21 protein-coding genes are annotated in these 25,755 nt (G+C 64.5%); 10 read left to right on the forward strand and 11 right to left on the reverse strand.

Annotated elements, in window-relative coordinates; all coding sequences use genetic code 11:
* The first annotated feature begins 3 nt into the window (after positions 1-3).
* The 9 genes from GCN75_RS11790 (at position 4) to GCN75_RS11830 (ending at position 10,294) form a co-directional block, all read left to right on the forward strand.
* On the forward strand, positions 4-1,185 hold the full coding sequence (locus GCN75_RS11790; RefSeq protein WP_152282683.1) for an ABC transporter permease: 1,182 nt from the start codon (positions 4-6) through the stop codon (positions 1,183-1,185).
* Positions 1,182-2,333 carry an ABC transporter permease gene (locus GCN75_RS11795; protein ID WP_152282684.1) on the forward strand — a complete coding sequence of 384 codons (1,152 nt, stop codon included), beginning with the start codon at positions 1,182-1,184 and terminating at the stop codon, positions 2,331-2,333. The genes GCN75_RS11790 and GCN75_RS11795 overlap by 4 nt, the downstream gene beginning before the upstream one ends.
* A gap of 48 nt (positions 2,334-2,381) precedes the next feature.
* The gene (locus tag GCN75_RS11800; protein WP_152282685.1) at positions 2,382-3,962 is read left to right on the forward strand and encodes an AAA family ATPase; all 1,581 of its coding nucleotides are present in this window, start codon (positions 2,382-2,384) and stop codon (positions 3,960-3,962) included.
* The gene (locus GCN75_RS11805) at positions 3,959-4,444 is read left to right on the forward strand and encodes a hypothetical protein (protein ID WP_152282686.1); all 486 of its coding nucleotides are present in this window, start codon (positions 3,959-3,961) and stop codon (positions 4,442-4,444) included. Before GCN75_RS11800 ends, GCN75_RS11805 begins: the two co-directional genes overlap by 4 nt.
* 9 nt (positions 4,445-4,453) lie before the next feature.
* Positions 4,454-5,425, forward strand: coding sequence for a hypothetical protein (locus GCN75_RS11810; protein ID WP_152282687.1), 972 nt, complete (start codon positions 4,454-4,456; stop codon positions 5,423-5,425).
* On the forward strand, positions 5,422-7,209 hold the full coding sequence (locus tag GCN75_RS11815; RefSeq protein ID WP_152282688.1) for a VWA domain-containing protein: 1,788 nt from the start codon (positions 5,422-5,424) through the stop codon (positions 7,207-7,209). Before GCN75_RS11810 ends, GCN75_RS11815 begins: the two co-directional genes overlap by 4 nt.
* Positions 7,210-7,296: 87 nt before the next feature.
* Positions 7,297-7,890 (forward strand): hypothetical protein, encoded by a 594-nt coding sequence (locus tag GCN75_RS11820; RefSeq protein WP_226941311.1) that lies wholly within the window; start codon positions 7,297-7,299, stop codon positions 7,888-7,890.
* A gap of 2 nt (positions 7,891-7,892) precedes the next feature.
* Positions 7,893-9,254 carry a phenylacetate--CoA ligase family protein gene (locus GCN75_RS11825; RefSeq protein WP_226941312.1) on the forward strand — a complete coding sequence of 454 codons (1,362 nt, stop codon included), beginning with the start codon at positions 7,893-7,895 and terminating at the stop codon, positions 9,252-9,254.
* A complete protein-coding gene (locus GCN75_RS11830) occupies positions 9,251-10,294 on the forward strand; it encodes an AAA family ATPase (protein WP_152282691.1) in 1,044 nt (347 codons plus the stop codon). The genes GCN75_RS11825 and GCN75_RS11830 overlap by 4 nt, the downstream gene beginning before the upstream one ends.
* Before the next feature lie 42 nt (positions 10,295-10,336).
* Here the strand turns inward: GCN75_RS11830 and GCN75_RS11835 are convergent, their stop codons facing one another.
* A complete protein-coding gene (locus GCN75_RS11835) occupies positions 10,337-10,894 on the reverse strand; it encodes a TetR/AcrR family transcriptional regulator (protein WP_152282692.1) in 558 nt (185 codons plus the stop codon).
* A gap of 179 nt (positions 10,895-11,073) precedes the next feature.
* Between GCN75_RS11835 and GCN75_RS11840 the strand changes: the two genes are divergently transcribed.
* A complete protein-coding gene (locus tag GCN75_RS11840; protein WP_152282693.1) occupies positions 11,074-11,877 on the forward strand; it encodes an SDR family NAD(P)-dependent oxidoreductase in 804 nt (267 codons plus the stop codon).
* Between the two features lie 122 nt (positions 11,878-11,999).
* On the opposite strand, the gene GCN75_RS11845 is transcribed toward GCN75_RS11840, so the two are convergent.
* From GCN75_RS11845 to GCN75_RS11890, 10 genes are all read right to left on the reverse strand, one after another.
* Complete coding sequence (locus GCN75_RS11845; RefSeq protein WP_152282694.1) at positions 12,000-13,286, reverse strand: O-acetylhomoserine aminocarboxypropyltransferase/cysteine synthase family protein; 1,287 nt, start codon at positions 13,284-13,286, stop codon at positions 12,000-12,002.
* A 94-nt stretch (positions 13,287-13,380) separates the two neighbouring features.
* Entirely contained in the window at positions 13,381-14,292 is a 912-nt protein-coding gene (locus GCN75_RS11850) for a carbohydrate kinase family protein (RefSeq protein WP_152282695.1), read from the reverse strand.
* Entirely contained in the window at positions 14,289-15,935 is a 1,647-nt protein-coding gene (locus GCN75_RS11855; RefSeq protein ID WP_152282696.1) for an alpha-amylase family glycosyl hydrolase, read from the reverse strand. The genes GCN75_RS11850 and GCN75_RS11855 overlap by 4 nt, the downstream gene beginning before the upstream one ends.
* A gap of 2 nt (positions 15,936-15,937) precedes the next feature.
* A complete protein-coding gene (gene malG, locus GCN75_RS11860) occupies positions 15,938-16,828 on the reverse strand; it encodes a maltose ABC transporter permease MalG (RefSeq protein ID WP_131377298.1) in 891 nt (296 codons plus the stop codon).
* A gap of 10 nt (positions 16,829-16,838) precedes the next feature.
* Positions 16,839-18,350 (reverse strand): maltose ABC transporter permease MalF, encoded by a 1,512-nt coding sequence (gene malF, locus GCN75_RS11865; RefSeq protein WP_152282697.1) that lies wholly within the window; start codon positions 18,348-18,350, stop codon positions 16,839-16,841.
* A gap of 140 nt (positions 18,351-18,490) precedes the next feature.
* Complete coding sequence (malE, locus tag GCN75_RS11870) at positions 18,491-19,711, reverse strand: maltose/maltodextrin ABC transporter substrate-binding protein MalE (RefSeq protein ID WP_193317474.1); 1,221 nt, start codon at positions 19,709-19,711, stop codon at positions 18,491-18,493.
* Between the two features lie 110 nt (positions 19,712-19,821).
* Positions 19,822-20,907, reverse strand: coding sequence for an ABC transporter ATP-binding protein (locus GCN75_RS11875; protein ID WP_152256070.1), 1,086 nt, complete (start codon positions 20,905-20,907; stop codon positions 19,822-19,824).
* Between the two features lie 221 nt (positions 20,908-21,128).
* Positions 21,129-22,769, reverse strand: coding sequence for an alpha-amylase family glycosyl hydrolase (locus GCN75_RS11880; RefSeq protein ID WP_152282698.1), 1,641 nt, complete (start codon positions 22,767-22,769; stop codon positions 21,129-21,131).
* 239 nt (positions 22,770-23,008) lie between these two features.
* Positions 23,009-24,019 carry a substrate-binding domain-containing protein gene (locus GCN75_RS11885; RefSeq protein WP_152282699.1) on the reverse strand — a complete coding sequence of 337 codons (1,011 nt, stop codon included), beginning with the start codon at positions 24,017-24,019 and terminating at the stop codon, positions 23,009-23,011.
* Positions 24,020-24,530: 511 nt separating this feature from the next.
* Entirely contained in the window at positions 24,531-25,748 is a 1,218-nt protein-coding gene (locus tag GCN75_RS11890; RefSeq protein ID WP_152282700.1) for a maltoporin, read from the reverse strand.
* Between the last annotated feature and the right edge of the window lie 7 nt (positions 25,749-25,755).

Here is a 25,755-nt window from a genome sequence, read left to right on the forward strand (position 1 = left end):
CCGATGAGCGAAGCGGATAAAGAGCCGGTTTCGGCGCTGGCACGCGAGTGGCGGCGGCTGCGCGGCGACTTCTGGGATTTCGGCATGCTCAGCTGGATTCCGGTCGTGCTGTGCGGCATATTGTGGCTGGTGTTTTCCGCCGGTATCGCGCGCGACTTGCCCATCGTCGTCATCGATAACGATAACTCGACCCTGTCGCGCCAGTTGACGCGCTGGCTCGACGCTTCGCCCGGCATCGAGGTCGCGGCCAAGGTGGCCTCCAGCGACGCAGCGCTCCACCAATTGCGCGAGCGTAAGGCTTTCGGCTATCTGCTGATCCCGAACGATTTCGAACAGAAACTGCTGGGCGGGCGCCAAGCCACCGTGCAATGGCTGTATAACGCGCAGTTTTCCTCGCATGCGGGCGCCTTGCTGCGCGACGTGCGCACGGTCAGTACGACCTTGTCGGCCGGCATCGAGATGAGGGCGCGCATGAAAAAAGGCATGTCGGGCGTGCAGGCGGCGGCCCAGTTCGAGCCTATCCGCACCACCTTGAACAGCCTGTACAACGACAACATCAGCTATGAAGCGTTTTTGACCTTGGCCCTGATGCCGGCCATGCTGCAGATTTTCATCGTCGTCGCCGTCGTCACGTCCATCGGACGCGAGTTGCGCGACGGCACCGTACCGCAATGGCTGGCCTCGGCCCGTGGCAGCTGGCTGCGCGCCGTCGGCGCCAAGCTGCTGTTTCCCCTCGTCGCCTACTGCGCGCTGGCGCTGCTGTATCTGCTCTTCTTCAGCCTGGCGCGGGATTGGGCCGTGGCGGGCAGCTTGCCGGCGCTGCTGCTGAGCATGCTGCTGCTGGTGCTCGCGTATTGCGGCCTGGCCACCTTGCTGATCGCCGCCACCCTGTCCCTGCGTTTGGCCCTGTCGGGCGCCGCCTTCATCACGGCGCCGGCCTTCGCGTTTGCGGGCCAGGCCTTTCCCTTGATGGCCATGCCGGCGCCGGCCCGCGCCTGGGCGGAAGCCTTGCCGCTCACGCATTATCTGCAGCTGCAAACGAAATACTGGCTGGCCGGTGCGCCCTGGCGCTATGGCGTGCAGGAAATGCTGATACTGGTCGGCATCGCCATCGGCTGCGGCGCCGTGGGCGTACTGCTGCTGGCGCGCCGCGCGAATGCGCCTGCGGCCTGGGGGCGCACATGATCTGGCCCGCCTTTGTCGCCACCTGGCGCGCCATGCTGACGGACAAGGGAGCGCTGACCTTGCTGTTTATCGGCGGCATCATTTATTCGTTTTTTTATCCGCTGCCGTACTCGACGGAAATCGTCCAGCGCGTGCCCGTGGCCGTCGTCGACCAGGACCGCAGCGCCATGTCGCGCCAGCTGACGCGCTTTGCCATGGCCCATCCGTCGCTGCACGTGGTCGCCGTCACGCCGGACTTGCCCGTCGCACAGGATTTATTGTGGCGCGACCAGGTCATGGGCGTATTGATCATTCCCGACGGCTTGCAGACGGACGTGCTGGCCGGCCGCGCCGCCCATGCGCAGGTGGCGGGCAATGGCTTGTACCTGATGCTGAACAAGGTGGCCTTGAACGGGCTGGCCGAAGTGGTGGGCACGGTGTCGGCGGGCATTGAGCTCAAGCGTTTGGGCGCGGGCACGCCTTCGGCCGTGCAGGCCAACCAGCAGCGCTCGCCCATCGCCTTCGACGCCGTGCCCCTGTTTAACGTCAAGGAAGGCTATGGCGCCTATGTCGTGCCGGGCGTGGCCACCCTGATCGTGCAGCAGACCTTGCTGATCGGCATGACCATGCTGTTCGGCACCTGGTACCAGCGCAAGGCATTCCCCGTGGCGGGCAAGCGCACGGCGGGCGGCTATGCGGGCATGCTGCTGGCGTTTGCCTGCGTGGCCTTCCTCAACTGCTGCTATTTCTTCGGTTTCGTCTTCTGGTTCCAGGATTACCCCCGTGGCGGCAACTTTGGCGGCATGCTCTTGCTGCTGGTGCTGTTCTCGCTGGCGGAAGCGGCGTTCGGCATGTTGCTGGGCATGCTGTTCCGCACGCGCGAGCGGGGCACGCAACTGATGATCGCCACGTCGATGCCCGTGCTGTTCCTGGCGGGCCTGACCTGGCCCGTGTCGTCCATGCCCGTCGTGCTGCAATGGCTGCGCTGGCTGCTGCCATCGACGGCCGGCATCCAGGGCTTTGTCGCGCTCAATCAGATGGGTGCCTCGCTGTATGAAATCCGCCATGAAGTGGCGGGGCTGCTGGCCTTGCTGCTTGCCTGCGTGGCGCTGGGCTGGTGGCGCTGGCGCACGATGGAAGAAGTTGCTGTTGATTTGAACAAGGCGTAACTGGGCCGATATGCAATAATTTCACTTCCGCCACGTTGCCTGTCCATCATGTCAGCCTTTAATCTGTTCCAGCGCCTGTCCCAAGCTCCCACCAAGCCCAAGGCGGCGCCTGCCGCGCGGCAGTTCGACGTGGCGGACCTGTACCAGGGGCCTATCGCGCTGGGAACAGAAGGCGAGGCACAAGCGCGGCCTTTCGATGAAAAGCTGCGCCAGGCATATTTCTGGATCGTCAACCACGCCATCATCAGTCCCCATTACGACATCGAGTACAACGATGGCCCGTCGCAGACGTATGCCGTGGGCGACAGCCGCCGCACCCTGAACCTGCCGTCGGCGCAAAGCTATTCCAGTTTTATTTTGCTGCCCCTGCTGACGTTTGCCACGCGGCGCAAATGCCTGTTCGTGGGCGGACCGGGGCGGGGCAAGACGGCCAGCGCCTTGCTGATGGGCGTGCTGGCCGGTTCCACCGTCAAGGAAGTCAAGCGCGCCATGCAGCATGGCCATCCGCAGATGACGGTGGCCGACTTGCTGGGCAATCCGCTGCCGGCCGACCTCGTGAACGCGCAAAGCATGGACGATATCCGCATCGCCTGGCGCGCCTGGCTGGGCATGCGCGTGAAAATCGTCGATGAATACAACCGCATCCCCACGCGAACGCAAAGCGCGCTGCTCACCGTGATGGGCGACAATTACGCGGAAGTGCTGAACCACATCTACGAATGCCCGGAAGCGGCCTGGTATCTGACGGCCAACGACGACCAGGGCGGCGGAACCTACCAGGTGATCGAAGCGCTGCGCGACCGGGTCGACGTGACGGTGCAGGCGCTGGCCTTCAACCCCCGCTTCCTGAACGAACTGCTGCTGCGCGTGGAAGAAAACGTGCGGCCCGAAGAGCTGGTGCCGCCCGATATCATCTTCACGGAAGCAGAAGTGGATCAGATTGGCAACGATATCCGCCAGGTTGTGGTGCCCGAGGCCGTGCGCCGTCGCCTGGAGTTTTTCGCCAGCCAGTTCGAGCTGTTCGAGACGGCGGGCGGCCAGTTCGAATACATGACCAAGGATACGGCCCGCCTGTCGGGCGCCGACCGTGGCGCCGCGCAGGCGGCCGACAATGGGCGCGACCGCCTGAAGGACCTGGGCTGCCAGACCTTGAATGGCATTTCCGTGCGCACCCTGATGGCACTGCTGATCTACGCCAAGGCCATGAGCTACTTCCGCGGCAATGGCGAGGTGGAACTGGAAGACTTGCGCCAGGTACTGCCGTTCGTCCTGCATAACAAGCTGCAGCCGGACCCGGACGCGCCATTTTTCGCGCTGCCGGAAAACGCGGCCTACCGCAGCGACAGGCTGGGCTGGCTGCGCCGCCTGTTTGACCTGTCGAACGATGAATTCAACCGCCTGGACCTGGACCGCGACGATCCCGTCGGCGTGCTGTCGGCCGAATTCGACCTGGGCCTTGACGGCGTCAGCGAACGCGAAACCCTGGCGCGCCTGAACCGCATCGAAAAGCTGATCGGCGAGCGTACCAAAGGAAGAAAACTGTACGGTCCCCTGTATGACGATCTGCTGAAGCTCAAATATCTGCACCAGCGCTATACGAATTACCGCAGCTGGCTGCGTTCGCAATGAACGACGCACTGAACATCGACCATTGCCGCGGTTTTCTCGACGCGCTGGCCATGTTGAACAGCGAGGCCAGCGACCTGTGCGCGACCTACGAGCTGCAACGGCTGCCCGATGCGCCCGACCTGCTCACGGCGCTGGGCTTGCGCGTGGAAGAGTACGCCCTGCATGTGAGCTCCCCGGCACGCGCGCTGCCTGCGCCCGTGTGGCAGATCACGGTGGCGCCGTGCGGGCGCGCGCACCTGGAGCAGATGTGCCAGCGCTGGTTCTTCTCGTCGGAGCACATGCGGACGGCGCCGCCGGACCGTTTCCGCGCCTGCCTCGTCAACGCCTTCCTCGACGCGCTGGACATGTCGCTGGCCGGATTCACTGCGCACGCGGTGACGATGACCTTGCCGCCTGGCGCCTGGTATGCGATCCACTGGAACGAGATCGCGTTCGAATCGGGGAGCGAACGCTATCTGCTGCATTTTTCGCACAGCGATTGAGGGATGGCGATGATTTCTCCTGCCTTTGCTGCCATCCTTGCCAGCGGCCGCGCCCAGTTCAACGGCCGCGCGGCGGAAGCGCGCCGGCGTTTTCCCTCGCTCGACATGGCTGCCTTCAGCATTTTTTTGCACGACGGCGTCGATCCGCTGGTGGCCGCCGTAGCCGCTGCCGCGCCCGAGCGCGCGGGCAGCGTGACCCTGGCCGCCTACGACATGGCGCTGGAGCTGGTGGGCCACGGCCTGGCGGGGCCGGCCGCGAAGAATCCCTTCCTCAATACCGTCTGGCACGAACTGGCGCCGGCGTTGGCGCCGCTGCTGGCGACGGCCCCCATCGAGGTGCTGGGCATGCTGAGCAACGCCGCCATTCACGTGGGCGGCGTGGCGGGCGCGCGTCCCGCGCAATGGCAGCGCGAGCTGGCCGTCCTGGCGCCGCAGGTCGAGACCTTGGCGCAATTGCGCGCCGTGGGCCAGGTGCTGGCCTGGCGCGCCGGCGTCGCGCATTTCCGCCAGGGCGCGCTGGCCGCCGCCGACACCTTGCCAGCCGCCCTGGCGCTGGCCGCCTTTGGCGAACCGGGTGCGCACTGGCCGCAGGTCCACGCGCAGTTGCTGGACTATCCGTGGCGCGGCAATGCCGAGGGTAGGGAGTTCGGCAGCTTCAGCGGCCTCGGTGGCGACTTCGGCACGCCGCCGCAAGTGCGCGCGACAAAGGATGGCTTTGTCGTGCGCAGCGCGGAGCGCCATTATCTGCTGGTGGCCGACGCCTACGGCGCCGTGCTGCATGGCGCCACGGCGGAAGAATACGCGCTGGCGCAAACCGGCGTGCCAGCATCCGTGCGCGTGGACGGCGCCAGCGTGCATATCGGCGCGCGCAGCATCGCGCTCGACCTGCCTGCCGGCGACATCGCCCTGGCCGCCAATGCGCATACGCTGGCCATCACCTCGCCCTGGACGCACGCGATCCGCCTGCTGCCACTCGCATGAAGAACGATGCCGATACCGCGCTGATCGACGCCTGGCGCGCCGCCTGGCCCGCAGCCCTTGCCGTGTGGAGCAAGTTTACGCGGCTGCGCGATCCCAGCCTGTGCGCCAGCCGCGTCCAGGCCAGCGAGCAGGGCCTGTCCGGCAGTTTCGCCATGATCCGCTTGCTGGACCAGAGCGTGGTGGTGGACCTGGCGCTGGTGGCGGAACTGGGACTGGACGACTATGCGCTGGAAGTGCTCGCGCATGAAATCGGCCACCACATCCTCGCGCCGGGCAGCGCCGGCGACCAGTTCCGCCTGCTGGCGCGCATGCGCCGCGCCTTGCCCACCCTGGAGCAGCACGCGCCCATGGTGGCCAACCTGTACACGGACCTGTTCATCAACGACCGCCTGCAGCGCCAGGCGAACCTGCGCATGGCCGACATCTACCGCAAGCTGCAGCAGGGCAGGGAGGCGGCGGCGGATGGCAAGGCCAAGGCCAGCGGCGGCGTGTGGACCTTGTACATGCGCATCTATGAAAACCTGTGGCAGCTGGAAAAGGGCGAGCTGGCTGGCGACAATCTGGACGAGCGCCTGGACACGGATGCCTGGCTGGGCGCGCGCCTGATACGCGTGTATGCGAACGACTGGATGCTGGCGGCGGGGCGCTTCGCCACCCTGCTGCTGCCTTACCTGGTCGAGGATACGGACGCCCTCGGTGGCAGTCTTGACCCCAGCCGCTATCTGCAGGACACGCGCGACGCGGCGCGCGGCTGCCAGACGTACGGCGCGCAGCAGATCGAGGATGACGAGGAGGACGGCGCCATCCATCCCGTGCACGACAAGCGCATCTCGGGCCTCGATGGCGAAGCGCCACAGGGCGATGCGTCGGCCAGGGCGGCGGGCGGCCAGCTGCGCGAACCGTTCGAACTGGGCGACATCCTGAAGGCCTCGGGCGTGGACCTGAGCGACCATGAAATCGCCATCCGCTACTACCGCGAGCGGGCCTTGCCGCACCTGGTGGCGTTTCCCCGCCGCCCCGTGCCCGAGTCGCAGGAACCGCAGATGGAAGGGCTGGAGCCGTGGGAAACCGGCGATCCCCTGGAAGACATCGACTGGCTGCAATCCGTGATGCAGTCGCCGCGCCCCGTGCCGGGCGTGACCACCGTGCGCCGCGTGTATGGCCGCGAACCGGCGCGCGCCGTCGACGCCATGCCCGTCGACCTGGACATGTACGTGGACAGTTCCGGCTCCATGCCAAACCCGCAGGCGCATACCTCGTTCCTGACCCTGGCGGGCGCCGTCATCGCGCTGTCCGCCCTGCGCGCGGGCGCGAAAGTGCAGGTGACCCTGTGGAGCGGCAAGAACGAGGTGATGCAGACGCCAGGTTTCGTGCGCGATGAAGACATGATCCTGGGCGTGCTGACGGGATTTTTTGGCGGCGGCACCTGTTTCCCCATCCACTGCCTGCGCAAGACCTATGCGGGCAAGCGCGAACGGCCTGCGCACATCCTGATGATTTCGGACGATGGCATCACCACCATGTTCGACGATGATGAACTGGGCAACAGCGGCTGGGAGATTGCGGCGAAAGCGCTGGCCCAGGGCGGCGCGGGCGGCACCATGGCCCTGAACCTCGAGCGCGGCTGGGATGGCGCGGCCAGCCACACGTGGCTGCAGCAGACCTACGACGACCTGAAACGCGCGCGCCGGGAACAGGGCTGGGATATCCATGCCGTCGAGCGCTACGAGGATTTGCTGGACTTTGCGCGGGCGTTCAGCCGCAGGCACTATGTGAAGAGCTAAACAAGATGAATATGCGCAGCAAAATTCCGGGGTCAGACCCGGCGGGTCTGACCCCAGTATTTGCCGTTGGGTTGAGGTAAAGACATCATGATGCAAATCGGACCCCACCTCGAAACCCTGACCCACCGGCTGGCCGACACGCCCGCCGAATTCCTCGCCGAGCCGCACATCTCCGGCGTCGCCAACGCGCAGGCGGTGGCGGTTGCCGCGCTGGTCAACGACATCCTGCTGCTGCATGGCGCCCGCGCGCCGGCCGCGTCCCTGCAGGGCTTTCTCGGCGCGCAGGTGAAGGCGGACCGCAACCGGCTGGCCCTGGCCATGATCGCGTGCTGGCTGCTGGCCGACGCGTGGTTCATCGGCCAGCAGTTGCCGCAGCAGTACCTGCTGCAGGTGCTGGGCGAGGCGGTGCGCGAACTGGCCGCGGCCACGCCCGCGCACCAGTTCACGCAAGACCCCGAGCGGCGCGAGGAGCTGGCGCGCATCGTGCTGGCCCGCCTGGGTTTCCGTCCCGCGGAGGAAAGCGTGGCGCAGGCCACGGACCGCCTGTCCGCCATCAGCGGCACGGAGCGCCGCCGCCTGCTCGAAGCGAGCCGGCTGGCCGAACAGCGCGCGCGGGAAATCCGCGAGGCGCTGGCGAAAAAGGCAGCCGAGGAATCGGCCGACAAGTGGTCGCGCGAATGAGCGTGGATGCCAATCTGCCGGGTGGCGCCTGGGAATCGGACCGCGATTACTGTCCCACCCTGACGCGGGAGGGCGCGCGCATGCTGGAAAAACTGCGCAGCCATCCCGCCGCGCCCCGCTACCGCAACCGCAGCGGCAACAAGCTGCAGGCGGCGGAAGTGGCGGCCCTGCGCGCCTACGAGCAGGAAGTCATGGACGCGGCGATAGACTGGAGCGCGGCCGCGCCGCCGGCCTGGCTGCCCGGTTTTCTCAAGACGGCCTACGCCACGGTGCCGCATTACCGCGCCTGCGGTTCGCCGCCCGCGCGCCTTGCCGACGTGGCGCCCATCAGCCGTGCCGAGCTGGCGCACGATATCGCCGCCTTCGTGCCCGACGATGCGGACTTGGCGCGCATGATCAATTTCCAGACGACGGGCACCACGGGCCACCCGCTGCTGATCGCCTCGCACCCGCTGGTGGCGGGGCGCTACCTGGCTTTCCACAAGCGCGCGCTGCGCCGCTTCGGCGTGACCCTGCGCCATGGCGCGGGCCAGGTGGGCGTGATGCTGCTGGGGCACCAGCGCCGCTGCTTCACCTATGTCTCCGTCACGCCGACGATGCACGAATCGGGCCTGGCGAAGATCAACCTGCACGTGGACGACTGGCGCGACCCGGACGACCGCGCGCGCTACCTAGACGCCATGGCGCCCGAGCTGATCGCGGGCGACCCCATCTCGTTTGCCGAACTGCTGACCTTGCCGATGACGCACAAGCCTGCCGCGCTGCTGTCCGTCTCGATGATGCTGTTGCCGGGCATGCGCGCGCGTCTCGAAGCGAGGTTCGGCTGTCCTGTGCTCGACATCTATTCGCTCAATGAAGTGGGCCCCGTGGCCGTCTACGACGAACAGGCGGGCGGCCACGTGCTGCTGCAGCACCGGCTGTACGTGGAAATCCTCGACGCCGGCGGCCAGCCCGTGCCGACCGGCGCGCGCGGCGAAATCACCGTGACGGGCGGTTTCAATTTCTGCCTGCCCCTGCTGCGCTACCGCACGGGCGACTATGCGTCGCTGGCGCATGGCCCGCATGGTCCCGTGCTGGTGGGACTGGCGGGCCGCAGCCCCTTGCGCTACCGGACGGCCAGCGGCGAGTGGATCAATAATATCGACATCACGCATGCACTAAAGCCGCTGGCCATCGCGGTGTTTGGCATCCACCAGCATGGCGATGGCAGCGTCGTGCTGCGCCTGGCGCCGAACGCCATGCCGCAGGCGGACCGGGCGCGCGCCTTGCTCGCACCGTTTTTCGGCGCCATCACGGTCGAGACTTTGCTGGCGGAAGACAAGATCATTCAATACACCTCGGATTTACGGGAAGCGGCGGCATGACAGGATTGGCATCAAAATACAAGCGCGGCCTCGTGGTCGGCAAATTCTGCCCGCTGCACAAGGGCCACGAACTATTGATCAATCGCGCGCGGGAAGCCAGCGAAGAACTGCTGGTGGTCAGCTACACGAAACCCGAATTTCCCGGGCTGGACCCGGCGCGCAGGGAAGGGTGGCTGCGCGCGCAATTTCCGCAGGCGCACGTCGTGGTGCTCGACGATGCTCGCCTGGGCGTCCTGTGCGCGGCGCGCGGCGTGCCTGCGCGCACGCTGCCGCACAACGACGACGATGGCGACGACCATCGCCACTTCATGGGCTGGCTGTGCTGGACGGTGCTGGACTTGCCCGTCGACGCCGTGTTCAGCAGCGAAGACTATGGCCCCGGCTTTGCGCGCGTGCTGGAGCGGTATTATGCACGCGCGCCGGTGGCGCATGTCAGCGTGGACCAGGCGAGAACGCTGGTGCCCGTGTCCGGCACCCTGGTGCGGCAAGATCCGCAGGCCCACGCCGCCTTCCTGTCGCCCCTGGTGCGCGCCAGTCTCGTCACGCGCGTGTTCGTGCTCGGTGGCGAGTCGAGCGGCAAGACGACTCTGTCGGCCGCGCTGTCGGCCCATTTCGGCTGCCCCTGGGTGGCCGAGTACGGCCGCGAGCTATGGGAAAGCCAGGACGGCATCCTGGTCTACGACGATCTGCTGAAGATCGGCAGGGAACAGCTGCGCCGCGAAGCGCAAGCCGCAATGCAGGCGCAGCGCTGGCTATTTTGCGATACCTCGCCCCTGACCACGTATTTTTACTGCGTCGAGATGTTCGGCAAGGCGGAGGCGGAACTGCTGGACCTGGCTGGCCATGCGTATGACCTGGTCGTGCTGTGCGCGCCCGACTTCCCCTTCATCCAGGATGGCACGCGCCGCGACGACAGCTTCAGGCTGCGCCAGCATGCGTGGTACCAGGCGGAGCTGGCGCGGCGGGGGATCGCCTTTGTCAATGTGTCAGGTTCGGTTGACGAGAGGATCAGGCAGGTGGCGCAGGTGCTGACGGCGTGACCAGCGTGGGTCGGATTACGCGGCTTGCGCCGCTAATCCGACCTACTCTGTAAATGCGGTGCTGACCGCCGCCAGTATCTCGTCCGAAAACGCGGCATCATCGACGGTGCGCGCCAGCGCCACGGCGCCCACCATGGCCGACAGCATGACGATGGCTTCTCGCCGTGGGTTGCGTTTTTTCTGCCATGGAAAATGCGTGGCCAGCTTGCCGATGATGGATTTCAGGTGGAAGGTGAAGGCGGGCAGCACTGCCGGTTGCTTGCGCGCGTCGCCGGCCAGCGCCGCCAGCAGGCAGCCGTTGCCCGGCGCATCGCGGTGGGCCGCGCTCACATAATCGCGCACATACTGGCGCATGGCTTCCGGACTGATGGTTGCCGCATCGAGCGCCGCGCGCGAGTGCTCCGAGCCGTGCAGGGTGCTTTCCGCCATCAGCGCTTCCTTCGAGGCGAAGTGGTTGTAGAAGGGGCCGTGCGTGAGTCCCGTCGCCTTCATGATCTGCCCCACGCTGACGCCGTCAAAACCCTGTTCACGGAACAGCCGCGCCGCTTCCTGCAGGATGCGCTGGTGTTTTTCTGCCGTTTCGGCCGCTGGGTATCGCATGGTGTTCTCCCGGTCATTAAATAATTTCTGTTGACATCATACATTACGTACGTCATGCTTGCGACATTAAGCATGATGATCGTCATGTTTAATGTCGCATTAAAGCATGATGAGTATCATGTTTGGTCCGTCGTGCTGAAAGCCATTCATTCGAATTTACCAACTGCAAAGGAATCATCATGAGTACAGTCAATACACCAGGCACGGCCCTCGTCACTGGCGCATCGTCGGGCCTGGGCGCCGTGTATGCGGACCGCCTGGCCAGCCGCGGCTTCGATCTGATCCTGGTGGCGCGCCGGGTCGAACGCCTGGGCGTGCTGGCCAAGTCGCTGGCGGAAAAGTATGGCGTGTCCGTGCGCGCCATGGCGGCGGACCTGTCCGCAGCGGCCGACCTGCAGCGCGTGGCCGAAGAACTGGCCAGAAATCCGGCCATCACCATGCTGGTGAATAATGCGGGCGCCTCGACCCTGGCGCCCGTCGCCGATACGCCGAAAGCGGGCGTCGCCGCCATGGACAAGGTCAACGTGACGGCCGTGGCCGAGCTCAGCTACGCCGTGCTGCCGCGGTTCAAGCAGCGCAACAGCGGCACCATCATCAATATCGGTTCCGTGCTGTCCTTCCACATCCTGCCCGTCAGCACGATCTACAGCGCCACCAAGGGCTATGTGATGAATTTGACGCGCGGCTTGCAGCAGGAGCTGGCCGGCACGGGCATCGTGGTGCAGCTGGTGCTGCCCGCATCGACGGCGACGGAAATCTGGGAATTGAGCGGCGTGCCGCTGGCGCAGCTGGACCAGGCCACCATCATGCGCGCCGAAGACTGTGTCGATGCGGCGCTGGCTGGCCTGGACCAGGGCGAACTGGTGACCTTGCCCTCCGTGGAAGACACGGAACTGTGGGAGCGTTTTGACGCGGCCCGCCTGGCCCTGTTCGCAGGCGCGATGCGCGGCAAGCCGGCATCGCGCTATGGCATCGCGGGCTGATACACGCTAGAGAGGAAGCTACAGGGGGCGCACGGGGATGCAGATGTTTCGCCCATCCAGGAGGGGAGTTCATGCCGCCGATGATGGCATGAAGTCCCCTCCGGACGGCGTGGAAAAGAGGCTTACGCCGCGTTCAAGGCCTGCTCCAGGTCTTCGCGCAAGTCGTCGATATGCTCTATGCCTACGGACAGGCGCAGCATGTCTTCGGACACGCCCGCCTTGGCCAGTTCCTCGGCATTGAGCTGGCGGTGCGTGGTGGAGGCCGGGTGCGTGGCCAGCGACTTGGCGTCGCCGATGTTGACCAGGCGCGTAAACAGCTGCAGGGCGTCGAGCACGCGGGCGCCGGCCGCGCGGGGATCTTCGCCGCTGGCCAGCTTCAGGCCGAACGACAGAATGCCCGAGGCGCGGCCGCGCATGTATTTTTTCACCAGCGCGTGGTCCGGATGGTCTTCCAGGCCCGCGTAATTGACCCACGCGACCTTCGGATGCTGCTTCAGGTGTTTGGCCAGGGCCAGCGTGTTGTCGCAGATGCGGTCCATGCGCAGGGCCAGGGTCTCGATGCCCTGGATCAGCTGGAAGGCGCTCAAGGGCGAGATGGCCGCGCCCATGTTGCGCAGCGGGACGACGCGTGCGCGGCCGATGAAGGCGGCGGGGCCGAACGCTTCCGTGTAGACGACGCCGTGGTACGACACGTCCGGTTCGTTCAGGCGCTTGAAGCGCTCCTTGTGATCAAACCATGGGAACTTGCCGCTGTCGACGATGGCGCCGCCCACGGTGGTGCCGTGGCCGCCCAGGTATTTGGTCAGCGAATGGACGACGATGTCGGCGCCATGCTCGATGGGACGGAACAGGTAGGGACTCGGTACCGTGTTATCGACGATCAGCGGGATGCCGTGCGCGTGCGCGATCTCGGCCAGCTTCGCCACGTCCGTGACATTGCCCAGCGGGTTGCCGATCGATTCGCAGAAGATGGCCTTGGTGCGCGCGTCGATCAGCGCGGCGAAGGTCTCGGGCTGGCGCGCATCGGCAAAGCGCACTTCGATGCCGATCTGCGGCAGGGTGTGGGCAAACAGGTTGTAGGTGCCGCCATACAGCTGGCTGGCGGAGATGAAATTGTCGCCCGCTTCCGCGATGGTCTGGATCGCGTAGGTGATCGCCGCCATGCCCGACGCGACGGCCAGCGCGGCCACGCCGCCTTCCAGCGCCGCAACCCTTTTTTCCAGCACGTCCTGCGTGGGATTCATGATGCGCGTGTAGATATTGCCGGCCACCTTGAGGTCGAACAGGTCGGCGCCATGCTGGGCATTGTCGAAGGCGTAGGCCACCGTCTGGTAGATGGGGACGGCGGCGGCCTTGGTGGTCGGGTCGGGGGTGTAGCCGGCGTGCACGGCCAGGGTTTCGATTCTCATGTGGTCTCCGGTGTCGATGGTATGCGGTGGTGAAATCCGCAGCCATTGTGCCATGCACCCGTTACCAAGTTATCACGCTTGATAGAATTTTAAGTCATAAGCTAGTGCTGTCTTGATATAAGTCATCGAGCTCCACCCGGCCGATGAAGCGTTCGTGCGTGCCATGCTGGGCGCAGGCAAACGCGCCGCCGATGGCGCCGCGGCGCATGGCCGCGTCGATGCCCGCACCAGCCAGCCAGGCGTGCAGGAAGGCGGCGACGAACGAGTCGCCCGCGCCATTCGTGTCCACCACGGGCAAGTTCAAGCCTGCCGCCGGAGTGTGGCGCACTGTCTCGCTGCCCCGTTCCAGCACGTACGCGCCATCCGCGCCCGCCATGGCGATCACGGCTTGCGCGCGCCCTTCAGCCACGATGGCCCGCATGACGGACTGCGTGCGCTCGCCCAGCGCGGCCGTGCTGAGGAAGACCAGGTCGGCGCGCAGGGCAAAGACCTTGTGGTGCGGATTGACGCCATCCCAGTCGTGCAAATCGGTCGACACGCTGGTGCCGCACACGAGCGCGTCGTCAAACAGCTCGGCCACCCAGCCCATGATGGAAAAGTGCGAATGGCGGGCCGGCCCCAGGTAGGGAAGATAAAAAGCGGCGGGCATGCGCACGTCTTCCGGATGGCGGCCGTCGTACAGCGACAGCCGGCGCCCTTGCGGGTCGACCAGGTTGACGCTGCGCCGCGTGCCCGATGGTTCGACGAGATGGGAAAAATCGAGTTTGGCATCCTTGTAGCGCTGCAGGATGGCCGCGCCCTGCGCATCGTCGCCGATGAAATCGATGAACTTGCAGCGCAGGCCCAGCGCATGGCAGCCCAGCGCCACGCCGTTGCCCGTGTGCGCCACGTAATCGTGGATGGGCGGCACGTGCAGCGAATCGGCCACGGGCAATTGCAGGCCGGGGACGCGCACGATGGTGTCGATGCCGGCGCCGCCGACCACTAAAATGTCATAGCTGCTCATGGTGCTGCCTTTTCTAACAGGACGGTGCCGGCCGCGTTCACCGCGACGGCGCCGTCTTTGACGGTATAGGTTTGATCCGCATAGGCGTCGCGCAGCCGGGTGCCATCGGCGAACACGCCGTGCACTTTCAGCTCGAGCGCGCCTTGCGCTTCGGGCACGGCGATGACGGCATCGCCATCGATCACGCGGGCGAACGCGTACGGCTTGTCGTTGATGAAGCGGTGTTCGCCGCGCGCCAAGGCGGGGTGGCGCAAACGGAACTGGCCCAGCTTGCGCGCATGCGCGAGGGTGGCGCCGTCGATCGAGTTCCAGTTCATGTCGGAGCGGGTGGCTTGCTGCTCGTCGCCGACGGGCGCCGCGCCAGGCGCGCGCGCGCTTTCATCGCCATAGAACAGCTGCACGCCGCCCGGCGCCAGCAGCAGGGCGGACAAGCCATGCCGCAATTGCCCGCGGGGGAACAGGCTCGTGTCGTGCGACGAGATGTACGACAGGATGTCGTAGCGGGGTTCATTGCCCATGCGTTTGCCCAGCAACGTCGCATACTGGCAGTACACGCCGTCGATGCTTTTCCAGTCCGCGCCGGCGCGGCTTTGAAAGTCGAAATTGATCATCGAGTCGAAGCCCGCGTCGTGCCAGCTGCTGCGCTCGGGGCCATGGCCCCACGCTTCGCCCGTCATCCAGAACGCAGAGTCGTCGATTTTCTGCTGCGGGTGACGGGTTTTCCAATCCTTGAGGGCATCGGTGGCGGCCGCGCGCAGGGCCAGCCAGCTGGCCGGCTCCACGTGCTTGACGGTGTCGGCCCTGAAACCGTCGACGCCGAACTCGCGCACCCAGTCGGCCAGCCAGTTGACAAGGTAAGTGCGGACAGTCGCATCGGGCAGGGCCACGGCGCGCGTGTCGCTTTTACGTTGCAGGATGGGCGGCAGGCCCACGGCCTTGCCGCTCTCGGTGCGGAAGTCGGGCAGATAGGCCAGCTGCATGGTGAAATCGTCCTTGCCGCCGTCGAGGTAGCCGGGCAAGCCCGCGCGCACCCAGTCCGGGCCCCACCATTGCTTGAATTCGAAGTTGTTGTAGTCGATGAAGCTGTGATAATCGCGCAAGGTGGCTGTTTCGTGGCCGGGCCACAGCACGGGCACCTTGTATTGCGCCAGGGTGCGCAAGTCCGCGTAACCCGGGTGGTTCAGCACCACGTCGAACAACACGCGGATACCTTGCGCGTGGGCCGTGTCGACCATCTCGCGCAGTTCCTCGCGCGTGCCCATGTTGGCATCCATGGTGGTGTAGTCGAGCGCCCAGTAGCCGTGGTAGGCGTAGTGCCGGAATTGCTGCTTGCCGCCCACCACCCAGCCGTGGATCTGCTCGTACGGCGCCGTGATCCACAGGGCGTTGACGCCCAGGTCGCGGAAATAGCCGGCCTTGAGCTGCTGCGTGATGCCGGCGATGTCGCCGCCGTGGAAGCTGCCGACATCGCCGCCTTGCGGGTCGGCCGCGCGGCCATAACTGTGGTCGTTGCCGGGATTGCCGTTGGCGAAACGGTCCGTCACGGCGAAGTAGACGATGGGGTTGTCTGCGAAGCTGACGCTCCCTGCCTGCGCCGAAGCGCTGAGTAACAGGGCGGCCAGCGTAGTCAGGGCGCTGCGCATGGTCAGCCTTTCACGCCGCCAGCCGTCAGGCCGGAGATCATCCACTTCTGCGCCAGCAGGAACACGGCCGTGATGGGCAGGCCGGACAGGATGGCTGCCGCGGCAAAGTCGCCCCACAGGTATTTTTGCTCGTACAGGAACAGTTTCGAGCCGACGGCCAGGGTCAGGTTGTTCTGCTCATGCAGCAGCACGGAAGCGATCGGGTATTCGATGATGGCGCCGATGAACGACAGCAGGAACACCACCATCAGGATGGGCACCGTCATCGGCAGCAGCACGTAGACAAACGCCTGCCACTGCGTGGCGCCGTCGACCTTGGCCGCTTCCTCGATTTCCACGGGGATGGTTTGATAGTAGCCCTTGATGGTCCAGATATGCAGGGCGATGCCGCCCGTGTAGGCCAGCACCAGGCTGCCGTGGTGGTCGATGCCCAGCCACGGCACATAGCTGCCCAGCACATCGAAGATGGCGTAGATGGCCACCAGGGCCAGCACGGCGGGGAACATCTGCAGCAGCATCAGCGCGGACAGGGTCTGCGACTTGAAGCGGAACTGCATGCGCGCGAACGCATATGCGCAGGTGGTCGACAGCAGCACGGTGACGGTGGCGCTCATGCTGGCCACCTTGATGGAATTCCACAGCCACAGCAGCACTGGGAAGTCCGGTTCGACCAGGGTGCCGTTGGGCGCCTGGTAGGACATGCCCAGCGCCAGGCGCCAGTGCTCGAAGCTGATCTCGGGCGGGATCAGGCTGCCCGAGGCGAAGTTGCCGGGCCGCAGGGAGATCGACAAGATCATCAGGAAGGGAAACATCACCAGCGCGATCAGCGCGATCACGGCGACGTGGGCCGCCAGGATGCGCCAGCGGTTGGAACGGTCGACAACGATAGCCATGGTCGGTCCTTTATGCTTTGTTCATGCGCGTCAGGCGCATGTTGACCAGCGAAATCGCGGCCACGAGGAAGAAGATCAGGGTCGAGATGGCGGCAGCCAGGCCAAAGTTCTGGCCGGAATCCTCGAACGCGATGCGGTAGGTGTAGGACACGAGCAAGTCCGTCGTGCCGGCCGGTAAGGTCGTGTCGAGGAAATCGGGACGCCCGCCCGTCAGCAAGCTGATCAGCACGAAATTATTGAAATTGAAGCCCAGGCTGGCCACCATCAGCGGCGTGAGCGGCTTGATGATCAGGGGCAGGGTGATCTTGAAGAAATTCGTCAGCGGTCCCGCACCGGCCAGGGCCGACGCTTCGTACAGGTCGGACGGAATCGCCTTGATCAAGCCCATGCACACCACCATCATGTAGGGATAGCCCAGCCAGGTGTTGACGATCAAAATCATGGCCTTGGCCAGGGTGGTATCGGAGAACCAGGCAGGCTTGATGCCGAACAGGGCGTCGAGCACGAGGTTGATTTCGCCAAAGTTATTGTTAAACAAGCCTTTGAAGACCAGGATGGAGATAAAACCGGGCACGGCATACGGCAGGAACAGCAGGGTGCGGTACAGGCCGCGGAAGCGCAGCGCATCCCAGTTCAGCAGCACGGCCAGCACCATGCCCAGGCCCGTCGTCGTGGCCACGCTGATCAGGGCGAAAACGATGGTCCAGACGAAAATGCGCAGGAACGGGCCGCGGAACGCTTCATCGGAGAAAATCTTCACGAAGTTGGCGAAACCCACGTTGACCTTGAAGCCCGGCTCCAGTTTCGTGCCGTCCGGCATTTCATAAAAACCCGTCTTGAAGTTCGGTGTCACGAGTTCGCCCGTGGCGATCTTCTTCAGGGTTTTGTCCGGCAACTGCTTGTAGACGTGCGCGACGGGGCCGAATTCGCGCAAGCCCACCATGCGCAGCTCGATCTTGTTCGGCATGACCAGGGTGAGCAGCTTCAAATCCTTTTGCAGGCCGATGATGTCCTTGATGGGCAGCGGCGGGGTCAGCACGGGCGCCTGCACGGGATCGATGGGCGCCACCTCCACGGTCAGGGGTACGGCGCGCTTGAGGGCCAGCGGCTGCGTCAGCAGCACTTCGCCCGTGTCCGGGCTTTCCAGGCGCAAGCGGTATTCCTTGTTGTCGGCATGCACAGTCATCGCATAGCCGGCGCTTTCCACGCGCTGCGTTTCATCCAGCAGGTATTGCGTGGCCCGTTCGTAGGTGAGCAGGTTGCGGGAGCTGAAATTGGTAAAGCCGATCGACACCGTGTACACCATCGGCAGCAGCACGAAGACGATGACCGCCGTGATGCCGGGAAACAGGTAACGGTAGGCATAGGCGCGCGGCGACGTGAAGACAAACGTCGTCAGGGTCAGCAAGCCGAGGAAGACGGCAGCCAGCATGGTCTGGCCGGAAATGTACAACATGAAGAGCAGATACAGACCCAGCGCCATGCTGATGGTCAATACCGTAGGGCCGATAAACTTGCGCACGATGGATACCTGTGAAGATGGAATGATACGAGATGGCGTAGGTCGGATTAGCGGCTATGCCGCGTAATCCGACAACATTGTTGGCTGCTGGTGTCGGATTACGGCCCTTCGGGCCTAATCCGACCTACGCCTTGACCTGCTTAATTGGCGGTCGTAATCCGCTTCGCCGCCGCATCGAGGCCATCCTTGGTGGTCTGGCGGCCTTGCGTGATGTTTTCCAGCGCCGATTGCATCGACGACCAGAAGCGGCCCATTTCCGGATTGTTCGGCATCGGGCGGCCCGCTTGCGCGCTTTCCATCGTGGCCTGGATGTTCGGGTTGGCTTTCAATTCCGCGAACAGCACCTTGTTTGCCGGCGTGCCCAGCGGGACGTCGGCGTTGATGGTTTTCAGGCCGTTGATCTGCAGCATCTGGTTTTCCAGGAATTCCGTCGCCAGGTCCTTGTTCGGGCTGGCCTTGGAAATCATGGCGCCCAGCACACCCACGAATGGCGTGGCCGTCTTGCCTGCCACGGTAGGGATCGTTGCCACGCCGAAATTGATCTTCGATTTGCGCGCATTGTCCCACGACCATGGGCCGTTGATCATCATGGCGATCTTGCCCTGGTTGAAGCCCGCTTCCATCTCGGCGTAGCCGGCGCCCTTCGGCATGGCGCCGCTGTTGATCAGGGTCATCAGCGCATTCACGCCCGCTTGCGAACCGGCATTGTTCACGCCCGTTTTCGCTGCGTCGTAGCGGCCATCGGCCTTGACTTCAAACGGGAAACCGCCGCCCGCGCCCAGCAGCGGCCATGTGAAATAGGTATTCGTGTAATCCCACAGGATGGCTTTCTTGCCCTGGCCAGACAGTTTCTTGTCCAGCGCGGCGATTTCCTCGAAGGTCTTGGGCGGGGTCGGCACCAGGTCCTTGTTGTAGACGAGGGCGACGGCTTCGATGGAGATCGGGTAGCCCCAGGTCTTGCCGCTCACGGTGAAGGCGTTCCACGCCAGCGGCAGGATGGCGGCGCGCGCTTCCTTGCTTGGCGTCAATGGTTGCAGCAAGCCGGCATCGATCCAGGTGCCGATGCGGTCATGCGGCCAGATCCAGATGTCCGGGCCCTTGCCGGCGGCGGCCGCTTGCTGGAATTTGTTCGGCGCATCTTCCGGATGCTCGACGACGACCTTGACGCCCGTCTTCTTGGTGAATTCCTCGCCGACCTTGGCCAAGCCCTTGTAGCCCTTGTCGCCATTGATCCAGATCAAGAGGGTGCCTGCTTCGGCCGCGTTCGCCATGCTGACGGCGGCCAGGTTGCCGATGCCGGCCAGGGCGGCGGCGATCAGCGTGGTTTTGATGAAGTTGCGTTTCGGGTTAGTGAAGGACATGTCAATCTCCAGTGTCTTTTTTTATGCTAAGTTTATGTTGAATATCAAGGCTGAAACGATGCAACCAGGCCAGGCGGCGCCTGTAGCGCCTGGCCCCTAAAGGGGGTAGGTCAGGTACGGGTCTGGCCGTGCTCGTCGAACACGTGGACGCGGGCGGGCGCCACCTGCAGCGCCACGGATTGGCCAATGGCCCAGTCCGTATCGGCATCGGCGCGCACGACCAGCGGCTCGTCGCCGCCTGGCACCTGCACATACAGATAGCTGATGTCGCCCAGTTTTTCCACCGCTTGCACGGTGGCCGTGATGGCGGCCGCGGCACCGGGCGCGCACGCTTGCACGTGCTCGGGGCGCGCGCCGATGGTGACGGGGGTGCCGTTGGCCAGCGGCTGCGTCAGCGCTGCCTGCAGCAGGCCGCCCGCATTGGTGGCGATGGTGGCCACGCCATCCGTGTAGCCGTGGATCTTGCCTTTGAGGAAGTTCATGCGGGGCGAACCGAGGAAGCCGGCCACAAACAGGTTGGCGGGATGGTGGTACAGGGCCAAAGGCGCGCCCACCTGTTCGATGCGGCCCGCGTTGAGCACGACGATGCGGTCGGCCAGGGTCATCGCTTCGACCTGGTCATGCGTGACGTAAATCATGGTCGAGCGCAATTCGCGGTGCAGATTCGCCAGTTCGATGCGCATCTGCACGCGCAGCGAGGCGTCCAGGTTGGACAGCGGTTCGTCGAACAGGAAGACGTCGGGTTTGCGCACGATGGCGCGGCCGATGGCCACGCGCTGGCGCTGGCCGCCCGACAAGTCCTTGGGTTTGCGTTCGAGCAAGGGTTCAATGCGCAGGATCTGCGCGGCGCGCTGCACGGCGTCGGCGATCTGCACCTTGCTCATGCCGGCCAGTTTCAGGCCGAAGGCCATGTTTTGCGCCACGCTCATGTGCGGATACAGGGCGTAGCTCTGGAATACCATGGCGATGCCGCGCTTGGCGGGCGGCACGTCGTTCATGCGGGTCTTGCCGATGAATAAATCGCCGCCGCTGATCTCTTCCAGGCCGCAGATGCTGCGCAGCAAGGTCGATTTGCCGCAACCCGATGGGCCTACGAAGACCATGAATTCGCCGTCGGCAATCTCCAGGTCGATGCCGTGCAGGGTTTGCACGTCGCCATACGCCTTCTTCAGGCCTGTTAACTTCAGTCCAGCCATGTCTGTCGTCCTCATTCTCACTGAATGTGCCTGGCCAAATCTACTGCGCGTCGAACTTGCGGCTGGCGATGCTCACTGTGCTTTCGCACAGCTGCGCTTCTCAGCCACAACTTTCATCCGCTCGCTACGATTTTTCCAAGCACCGATACTCTGTTGTTCGGCCCCGCTGATGCGCGGGGCTCGTTATTGTAATTGGCGGCATGGCCGCCAAAGCCGACGATTTACGCCAGGGTGCCGAACCAGCCGCCATGCGGGGGCAGGCTGATCTGTTGGCCATCCTTGCTGCCCGGCAAACCGTGACCGGCCAGGTCCGTCGCTGGTGCCGCCTCAGGCCAGGCGAACGTGACGGCTTGCGTGCCCAGGTTGAAGGCGGCCAGCACGGATGGCTGTCCGGGCAAGTCGCGGCGCAGGGCCAGCACGGGTTCCGGCGCGTCGAAGAAGACGATGTCGCCGCGCAGCAATTGCGGCAGGGTGCGGCGCCAGGCGAGGATGTTCTGCGCAAACTGCAGCGGCGAGGCGCTATCGCGCTTTTCCACGTCGACGGCGCGCGCCAAATGCTCGGGCGGCACGGGCAACCAGGGTTTGGCAGTGCTGAAGCCGCCGTGCGGCGCATCGGCCACCCATGGCATCGGCGTGCGGCAGCCGTCGCGGCCCTTGAACTGGGGCCAGAACGGGATGCCGTACGGGTCTTGCAATGCCTCGAAAGGAATGTCCGCTTCCGTCAGGGCCAGCTCGTCGCCCTGGTACAGGCACGGCGTGCCTTTCAGCGCCGCCTGCACGGCCAGCACCACCTTGGCCAGCGACGGCGACGGGTTCTCGCCGCCCCAGCGCGTCATGACGCGCACGCTGTCGTGGTTGCCCACGGACCAGGAAGCCCAGCCGTCCGTCACTTTGGCTTCGAATTCTTCCACCTGCGTGCGGATGTGGGCGGCCGAAAACTCCGCCGTCAGCAAGTTGAAGCTGTAAGCCATGTGCAGCTTGTCGCCGCCCGTCGTGTAGGCGGCCATGGTGGCCAGCGCATTGTCGTCGCCCACTTCACCGATGGAAATGGCTTGATATTCGTCAAGTACGGCGCGCACGCGCTGCAGGTAGGCGATGTTTTCCGGCTGCGTCTTGTCGTACACGTGCGCTTGCATGCCGTAGGGATTGATGGCCGACACGCTGCTGGCGTCGCGCTGCGCGGCTGGCGGATTGTCGCGCAGCAACTGGTCGTGGTAGGGGAAGTTGCAGGAATCGAAGCGGAAGCCATCGACGCCCCGTTCCAGCCAGAAACGCAGGTTGTCGAGCTGCGCCTGCTGCACGGCCGGGTTATGGAAATTCAGGTCGGGCTGGCTGGCGAGGAAATCGTGCAGATAGTACTGGCTGCGGCGCGGTTCCCATTGCCAGGCGGAACCGCCAAACACGGACAGCCAATTGTTGGGCGCCGTGCCATCGGGTTTCTGGTCGGCCCACACATACCAGTCGGCCTTGGCATTGTCGCGGCTGGAGCGGCTTTCCACGAACCACGGGTGGTTGTCGGACGAGTGCGACAGTACCTGGTCGATCATCACTTTCAAGCCCAGTTCATGGGCGCGCGCCACCAGGCGGTCGAAATCGGCCAAAGTACCAAACATGGGGTCGACGTCGCAGAAGTCGGCCACGTCGTAGCCGAAGTCTTTCATCGGCGACGTAAAGAAGGGCGAGATCCACACGATGTCGGCGCCCAGGGCGGCGATGTAATCGAGCTTGGAGGTAATGCCAGGCAAGTCACCGATACCGTCGCCATTGCTGTCGAGGAAGCTGCGTGGATAGACCTGGTAGATGACGGCGCTGCGCCACCAGTCGGCGGGCAGGTGGGCGAGATTGTTCTGGATGGTCGGCATGAATGATTTCTTAAAAGTTGCCTGTAGCCTTGGCTATCAGGGCAGCGTTGCTGGTTGGTAGGCTAACGTCTTATTTTAAAATTCAAAGCGCTTTGGGTATGAAATGAGTATAGTTCAAAGCGCTTTGAAAAGTAAAGCGATACACGCTCAGACATACGATTTTTTTATGGGGGTGATTCAGGAGGGCAATACGGCACCGCCGGCCAGGCGGCCGGCGGGGCAGGGGAGGCGGGAAACGCCTAGTTCAGCACCGGTCCGGCCGATTCGCCCGGCAGCAGTTCGCACGGCCACAATTCCTGCAGCTCCGTGACGGGCGTGCCGTCCATCAGGGCCAGCAGCATGCGGATCATCTTTGCGCCGGCGCCGCGCGGGTCGGGCTGGACGACGGTGGTGACGTTGTGGCCGGCCAGGGAATCTTCCATCACGCCCCAGACGATCAGCGACATCTCGCTGCCGATGGCGATGCCCGCGTCGAGCAGGGCGCGCACGGCGCCCACGCCCGACATGTGGTTGTCGACGATGACGGCCGTGGGGCGGGGCGAGCGGGCCAGCAGGCGCTGCATGGCCTGGTAGCCGGCGCGGCGGTCGTGCGCATTGTCGACCAGGTTGTCCGGATCGACGGCCAGGCCGCCCGCCTGCATGGCGTGCTGGAAGCTGTCGACGCGCTGGCGCACGAAGTTCAGGTCCGGCGTGGCGCTGATCAGGCCGATGCGCTGGTGGCCCAGCTGCGCCAGGCGTTCGACGGCCAGGCGCATGCCCGCCTCGTTGTCGTAGTCGAACCAGGCGTGCGGCTGGTTCAGCTGCGTGCGGCCATGGGCGACAAACGGCATGCCCTGTTGCGCCAGGTAGGCGATGCGCTCGTCGAAGGGCTTGGTGCGCCCGACAACGAGGCCATCGATGCGGCGGCCCTTGACCATGCGTTCATAGGTGTGGAATTCGTTGCCGGCCGACGCGGGCGCGATCATCATGTCCATCTGCTGCGCTTCCAGCGCTTCCGACATGCCGCCCACGATCTCGATGAACATGGGGTCGGCCAGGTCGTTCGGCATCAGCGGGTAGATGATGCCGACGATATTCGTGCGTCCCACGGCCAGGCTGCGCGCCATGGGATTGGGGCGGTAGCCGGCTGCCTGCGCGGCGGCCAGCACCCGTTCACGTGTGCGTTCGCTCACTTCCGGATAGCCATTCAAGGCGCGGCTGACGGTGGTTTCGGATATTCCTAGCGTTTTGGCGAGATTTTTGAGGTTCATGGATGCTGCAGTTGGGGTCTATCCTGGGTGGATCTTGCCGCTGCCGGCGTCCTGCCGGTGGGCGGGAGCGGTGCGGTGCAATGCAATGCGATTAAGGGTAGTTTATCTGATAAATGCCGGATTGATCAGGGTAGTGACCAGCGGCGGCGGCGCCCAAAAAAATACGCGGGCAAACCCAGGGGCGCCCGCGCTAAAAGAGGATACTGCTGAAGCACTACAGTGTAGCTGCCGGCCATCGCGTGCAGCGGCGAAATGGTGGGTCCGGATATTACTTGCCCCTGAAAAAGCGAGCGGTGTTGCTGCCACCGGCAAGCGTCCGGGGACGCTTGCCAACGTTTTAAGTAACCCCCAATAAATTATTGTGATTTCTGACTTCCATAACCGGCGCTCTGCGGTGTTGCTCGCTGCTAGCAGTGCTCGCACTGCGTCGCAGTGAGCGCCTTGCATCGCATCCGGTTCTGTTTGTCATAAATTCACACTAATTTCCCGAGGGTTACTTAGATACCGGCGATTACCACCACGACTCGACCTGGAAACCCATCGAGCTGCCATTGGTCTTGCCGCCGAACACGCCCGTTGACGACAGTGCCGTTTCCGCCGCGGCGGCCGACTGGGCTGCCTTGTTCCATTTGGCGTAGGTGTAGAAGGCGCGCAGTACGGGACGCGACCAGAAGCTGTTGCCGGCGGACAATTGCGGGGCAAACGTCAGCTTGGTCAGGTTGCGGCTCTCGCCGCCTTCCGGCTTGACGATGTCGTGGCCCAGTTCCACGGCCAGGCTGTAGTTGTCCGTGAAGTGGTAGACGGGACGCGCGCCGATCGAGGTCCACTTGCTGCTCACGCCTGCCGTCTGCTTGTCTTCGTAGACGAAGGTGCCCATGCCCGACCAGGCGCCTTTGGGCTGGATCATGATCTGTTCCGTCAGGCGCGTGACCTTGTCGTCCTTGTCGGCGCCCAGGCTGAAGCCGCCCGTGTTGGCGGCGCTGCCTTTGCCGAACTGCAAGGCTACCTTGTTGAAGCCGCCCAGCAGGTTGCCTTGCGTATGCATGATGGTCAGCAAGTGGCCGCTGGCGACAGGGGCCGCGCCTTGCGCGTTGCGTTTCTGGTTGAATTGCAGGCCCAGGGTCAGTTCGCCGTCCGGGTTGACCTTGATGCCGGAAAAGCGCAGGTCGTGGGACAGGCCCATGCGCTTGCTGTCGCCGTCGTCGGCCGTGCGCACGATGGCGTAGGCCAGCTTGGCGGCGCCCAGGTCGATGTTTTCCAGGCCGGCGCCGGGGCCGCTGTTATTCCAGAAGTAGTAATCGGTGATGTGCACGTCCTGGCGGTCGTAGTAGCGCTTGCCCACCCAGGCGCGCGCGTCGGCGAAGGCGCCCGAACCGATCTTGTCGGCCACCACGTTCATTTCACGCCACGACGGGTCCGATTGTTCCCAGTCCTGGTTCTGGTTGACGGAAAACGCCACCAGGGTATTGATGCGGAAGGTGGTGCCGTTGGCTGCCTTGAATGCTTCGCCGCCGAATTTCAGCTCGCCGTAGGTTTCGCACTCATTGCCCAGACGATACTTGGACGAGGCGCCGGCCAGGCCGAAACAGGCTTCCTTGCCGCCTTCGCCGCTGGTGCCGAAGCCCGAACGGATGTAGCCGCCGAAGTCGATCGGCAGGGCGGCCTGGGCCGACGCGCTCAAGGCCATCAGCACTGCCGCTGGCAAAGCTTTCAAGAAAAATTTGTTCATTGTGTCT

It is taken from the genome of Janthinobacterium violaceinigrum, assembly GCF_009208555.1.
In the GTDB taxonomy this organism is placed as follows: domain Bacteria; phylum Pseudomonadota; class Gammaproteobacteria; order Burkholderiales; family Burkholderiaceae_D; genus Janthinobacterium; species Janthinobacterium violaceinigrum.

Coding starts and splice junctions, on each gene's coding strand:
- GCN75_RS11790 (WP_152282683.1), top strand. CDS start 4: ATGAGCGAAGCGGATAAAGAGCCGGTTTCGGCGCTGGCACGCGAGTGG.
- GCN75_RS11795 (WP_152282684.1), top strand. CDS start 1,182: ATGATCTGGCCCGCCTTTGTCGCCACCTGGCGCGCCATGCTGACGGAC.
- GCN75_RS11800 (WP_152282685.1), top strand. CDS start 2,382: ATGTCAGCCTTTAATCTGTTCCAGCGCCTGTCCCAAGCTCCCACCAAG.
- GCN75_RS11805 (WP_152282686.1), top strand. CDS start 3,959: ATGAACGACGCACTGAACATCGACCATTGCCGCGGTTTTCTCGACGCG.
- GCN75_RS11810 (WP_152282687.1), top strand. CDS start 4,454: ATGATTTCTCCTGCCTTTGCTGCCATCCTTGCCAGCGGCCGCGCCCAG.
- GCN75_RS11815 (WP_152282688.1), top strand. CDS start 5,422: ATGAAGAACGATGCCGATACCGCGCTGATCGACGCCTGGCGCGCCGCC.
- GCN75_RS11820 (WP_226941311.1), top strand. CDS start 7,297: ATGATGCAAATCGGACCCCACCTCGAAACCCTGACCCACCGGCTGGCC.
- GCN75_RS11830 (WP_152282691.1), top strand. CDS start 9,251: ATGACAGGATTGGCATCAAAATACAAGCGCGGCCTCGTGGTCGGCAAA.
- GCN75_RS11835 (WP_152282692.1), bottom strand. CDS start 10,894: ATGCGATACCCAGCGGCCGAAACGGCAGAAAAACACCAGCGCATCCTG.
- GCN75_RS11840 (WP_152282693.1), top strand. CDS start 11,074: ATGAGTACAGTCAATACACCAGGCACGGCCCTCGTCACTGGCGCATCG.
- GCN75_RS11845 (WP_152282694.1), bottom strand. CDS start 13,286: ATGAGAATCGAAACCCTGGCCGTGCACGCCGGCTACACCCCCGACCCG.
- GCN75_RS11850 (WP_152282695.1), bottom strand. CDS start 14,292: ATGAGCAGCTATGACATTTTAGTGGTCGGCGGCGCCGGCATCGACACC.
- GCN75_RS11855 (WP_152282696.1), bottom strand. CDS start 15,935: ATGCGCAGCGCCCTGACTACGCTGGCCGCCCTGTTACTCAGCGCTTCG.
- malG (WP_131377298.1), bottom strand. CDS start 16,828: ATGGCTATCGTTGTCGACCGTTCCAACCGCTGGCGCATCCTGGCGGCC.
- malE (WP_193317474.1), bottom strand. CDS start 19,711: ATGTCCTTCACTAACCCGAAACGCAACTTCATCAAAACCACGCTGATC.
- GCN75_RS11875 (WP_152256070.1), bottom strand. CDS start 20,907: ATGGCTGGACTGAAGTTAACAGGCCTGAAGAAGGCGTATGGCGACGTG.
- GCN75_RS11880 (WP_152282698.1), bottom strand. CDS start 22,769: ATGCCGACCATCCAGAACAATCTCGCCCACCTGCCCGCCGACTGGTGG.
- GCN75_RS11885 (WP_152282699.1), bottom strand. CDS start 24,019: ATGAACCTCAAAAATCTCGCCAAAACGCTAGGAATATCCGAAACCACC.
- GCN75_RS11890 (WP_152282700.1), bottom strand. CDS start 25,748: ATGAACAAATTTTTCTTGAAAGCTTTGCCAGCGGCAGTGCTGATGGCC.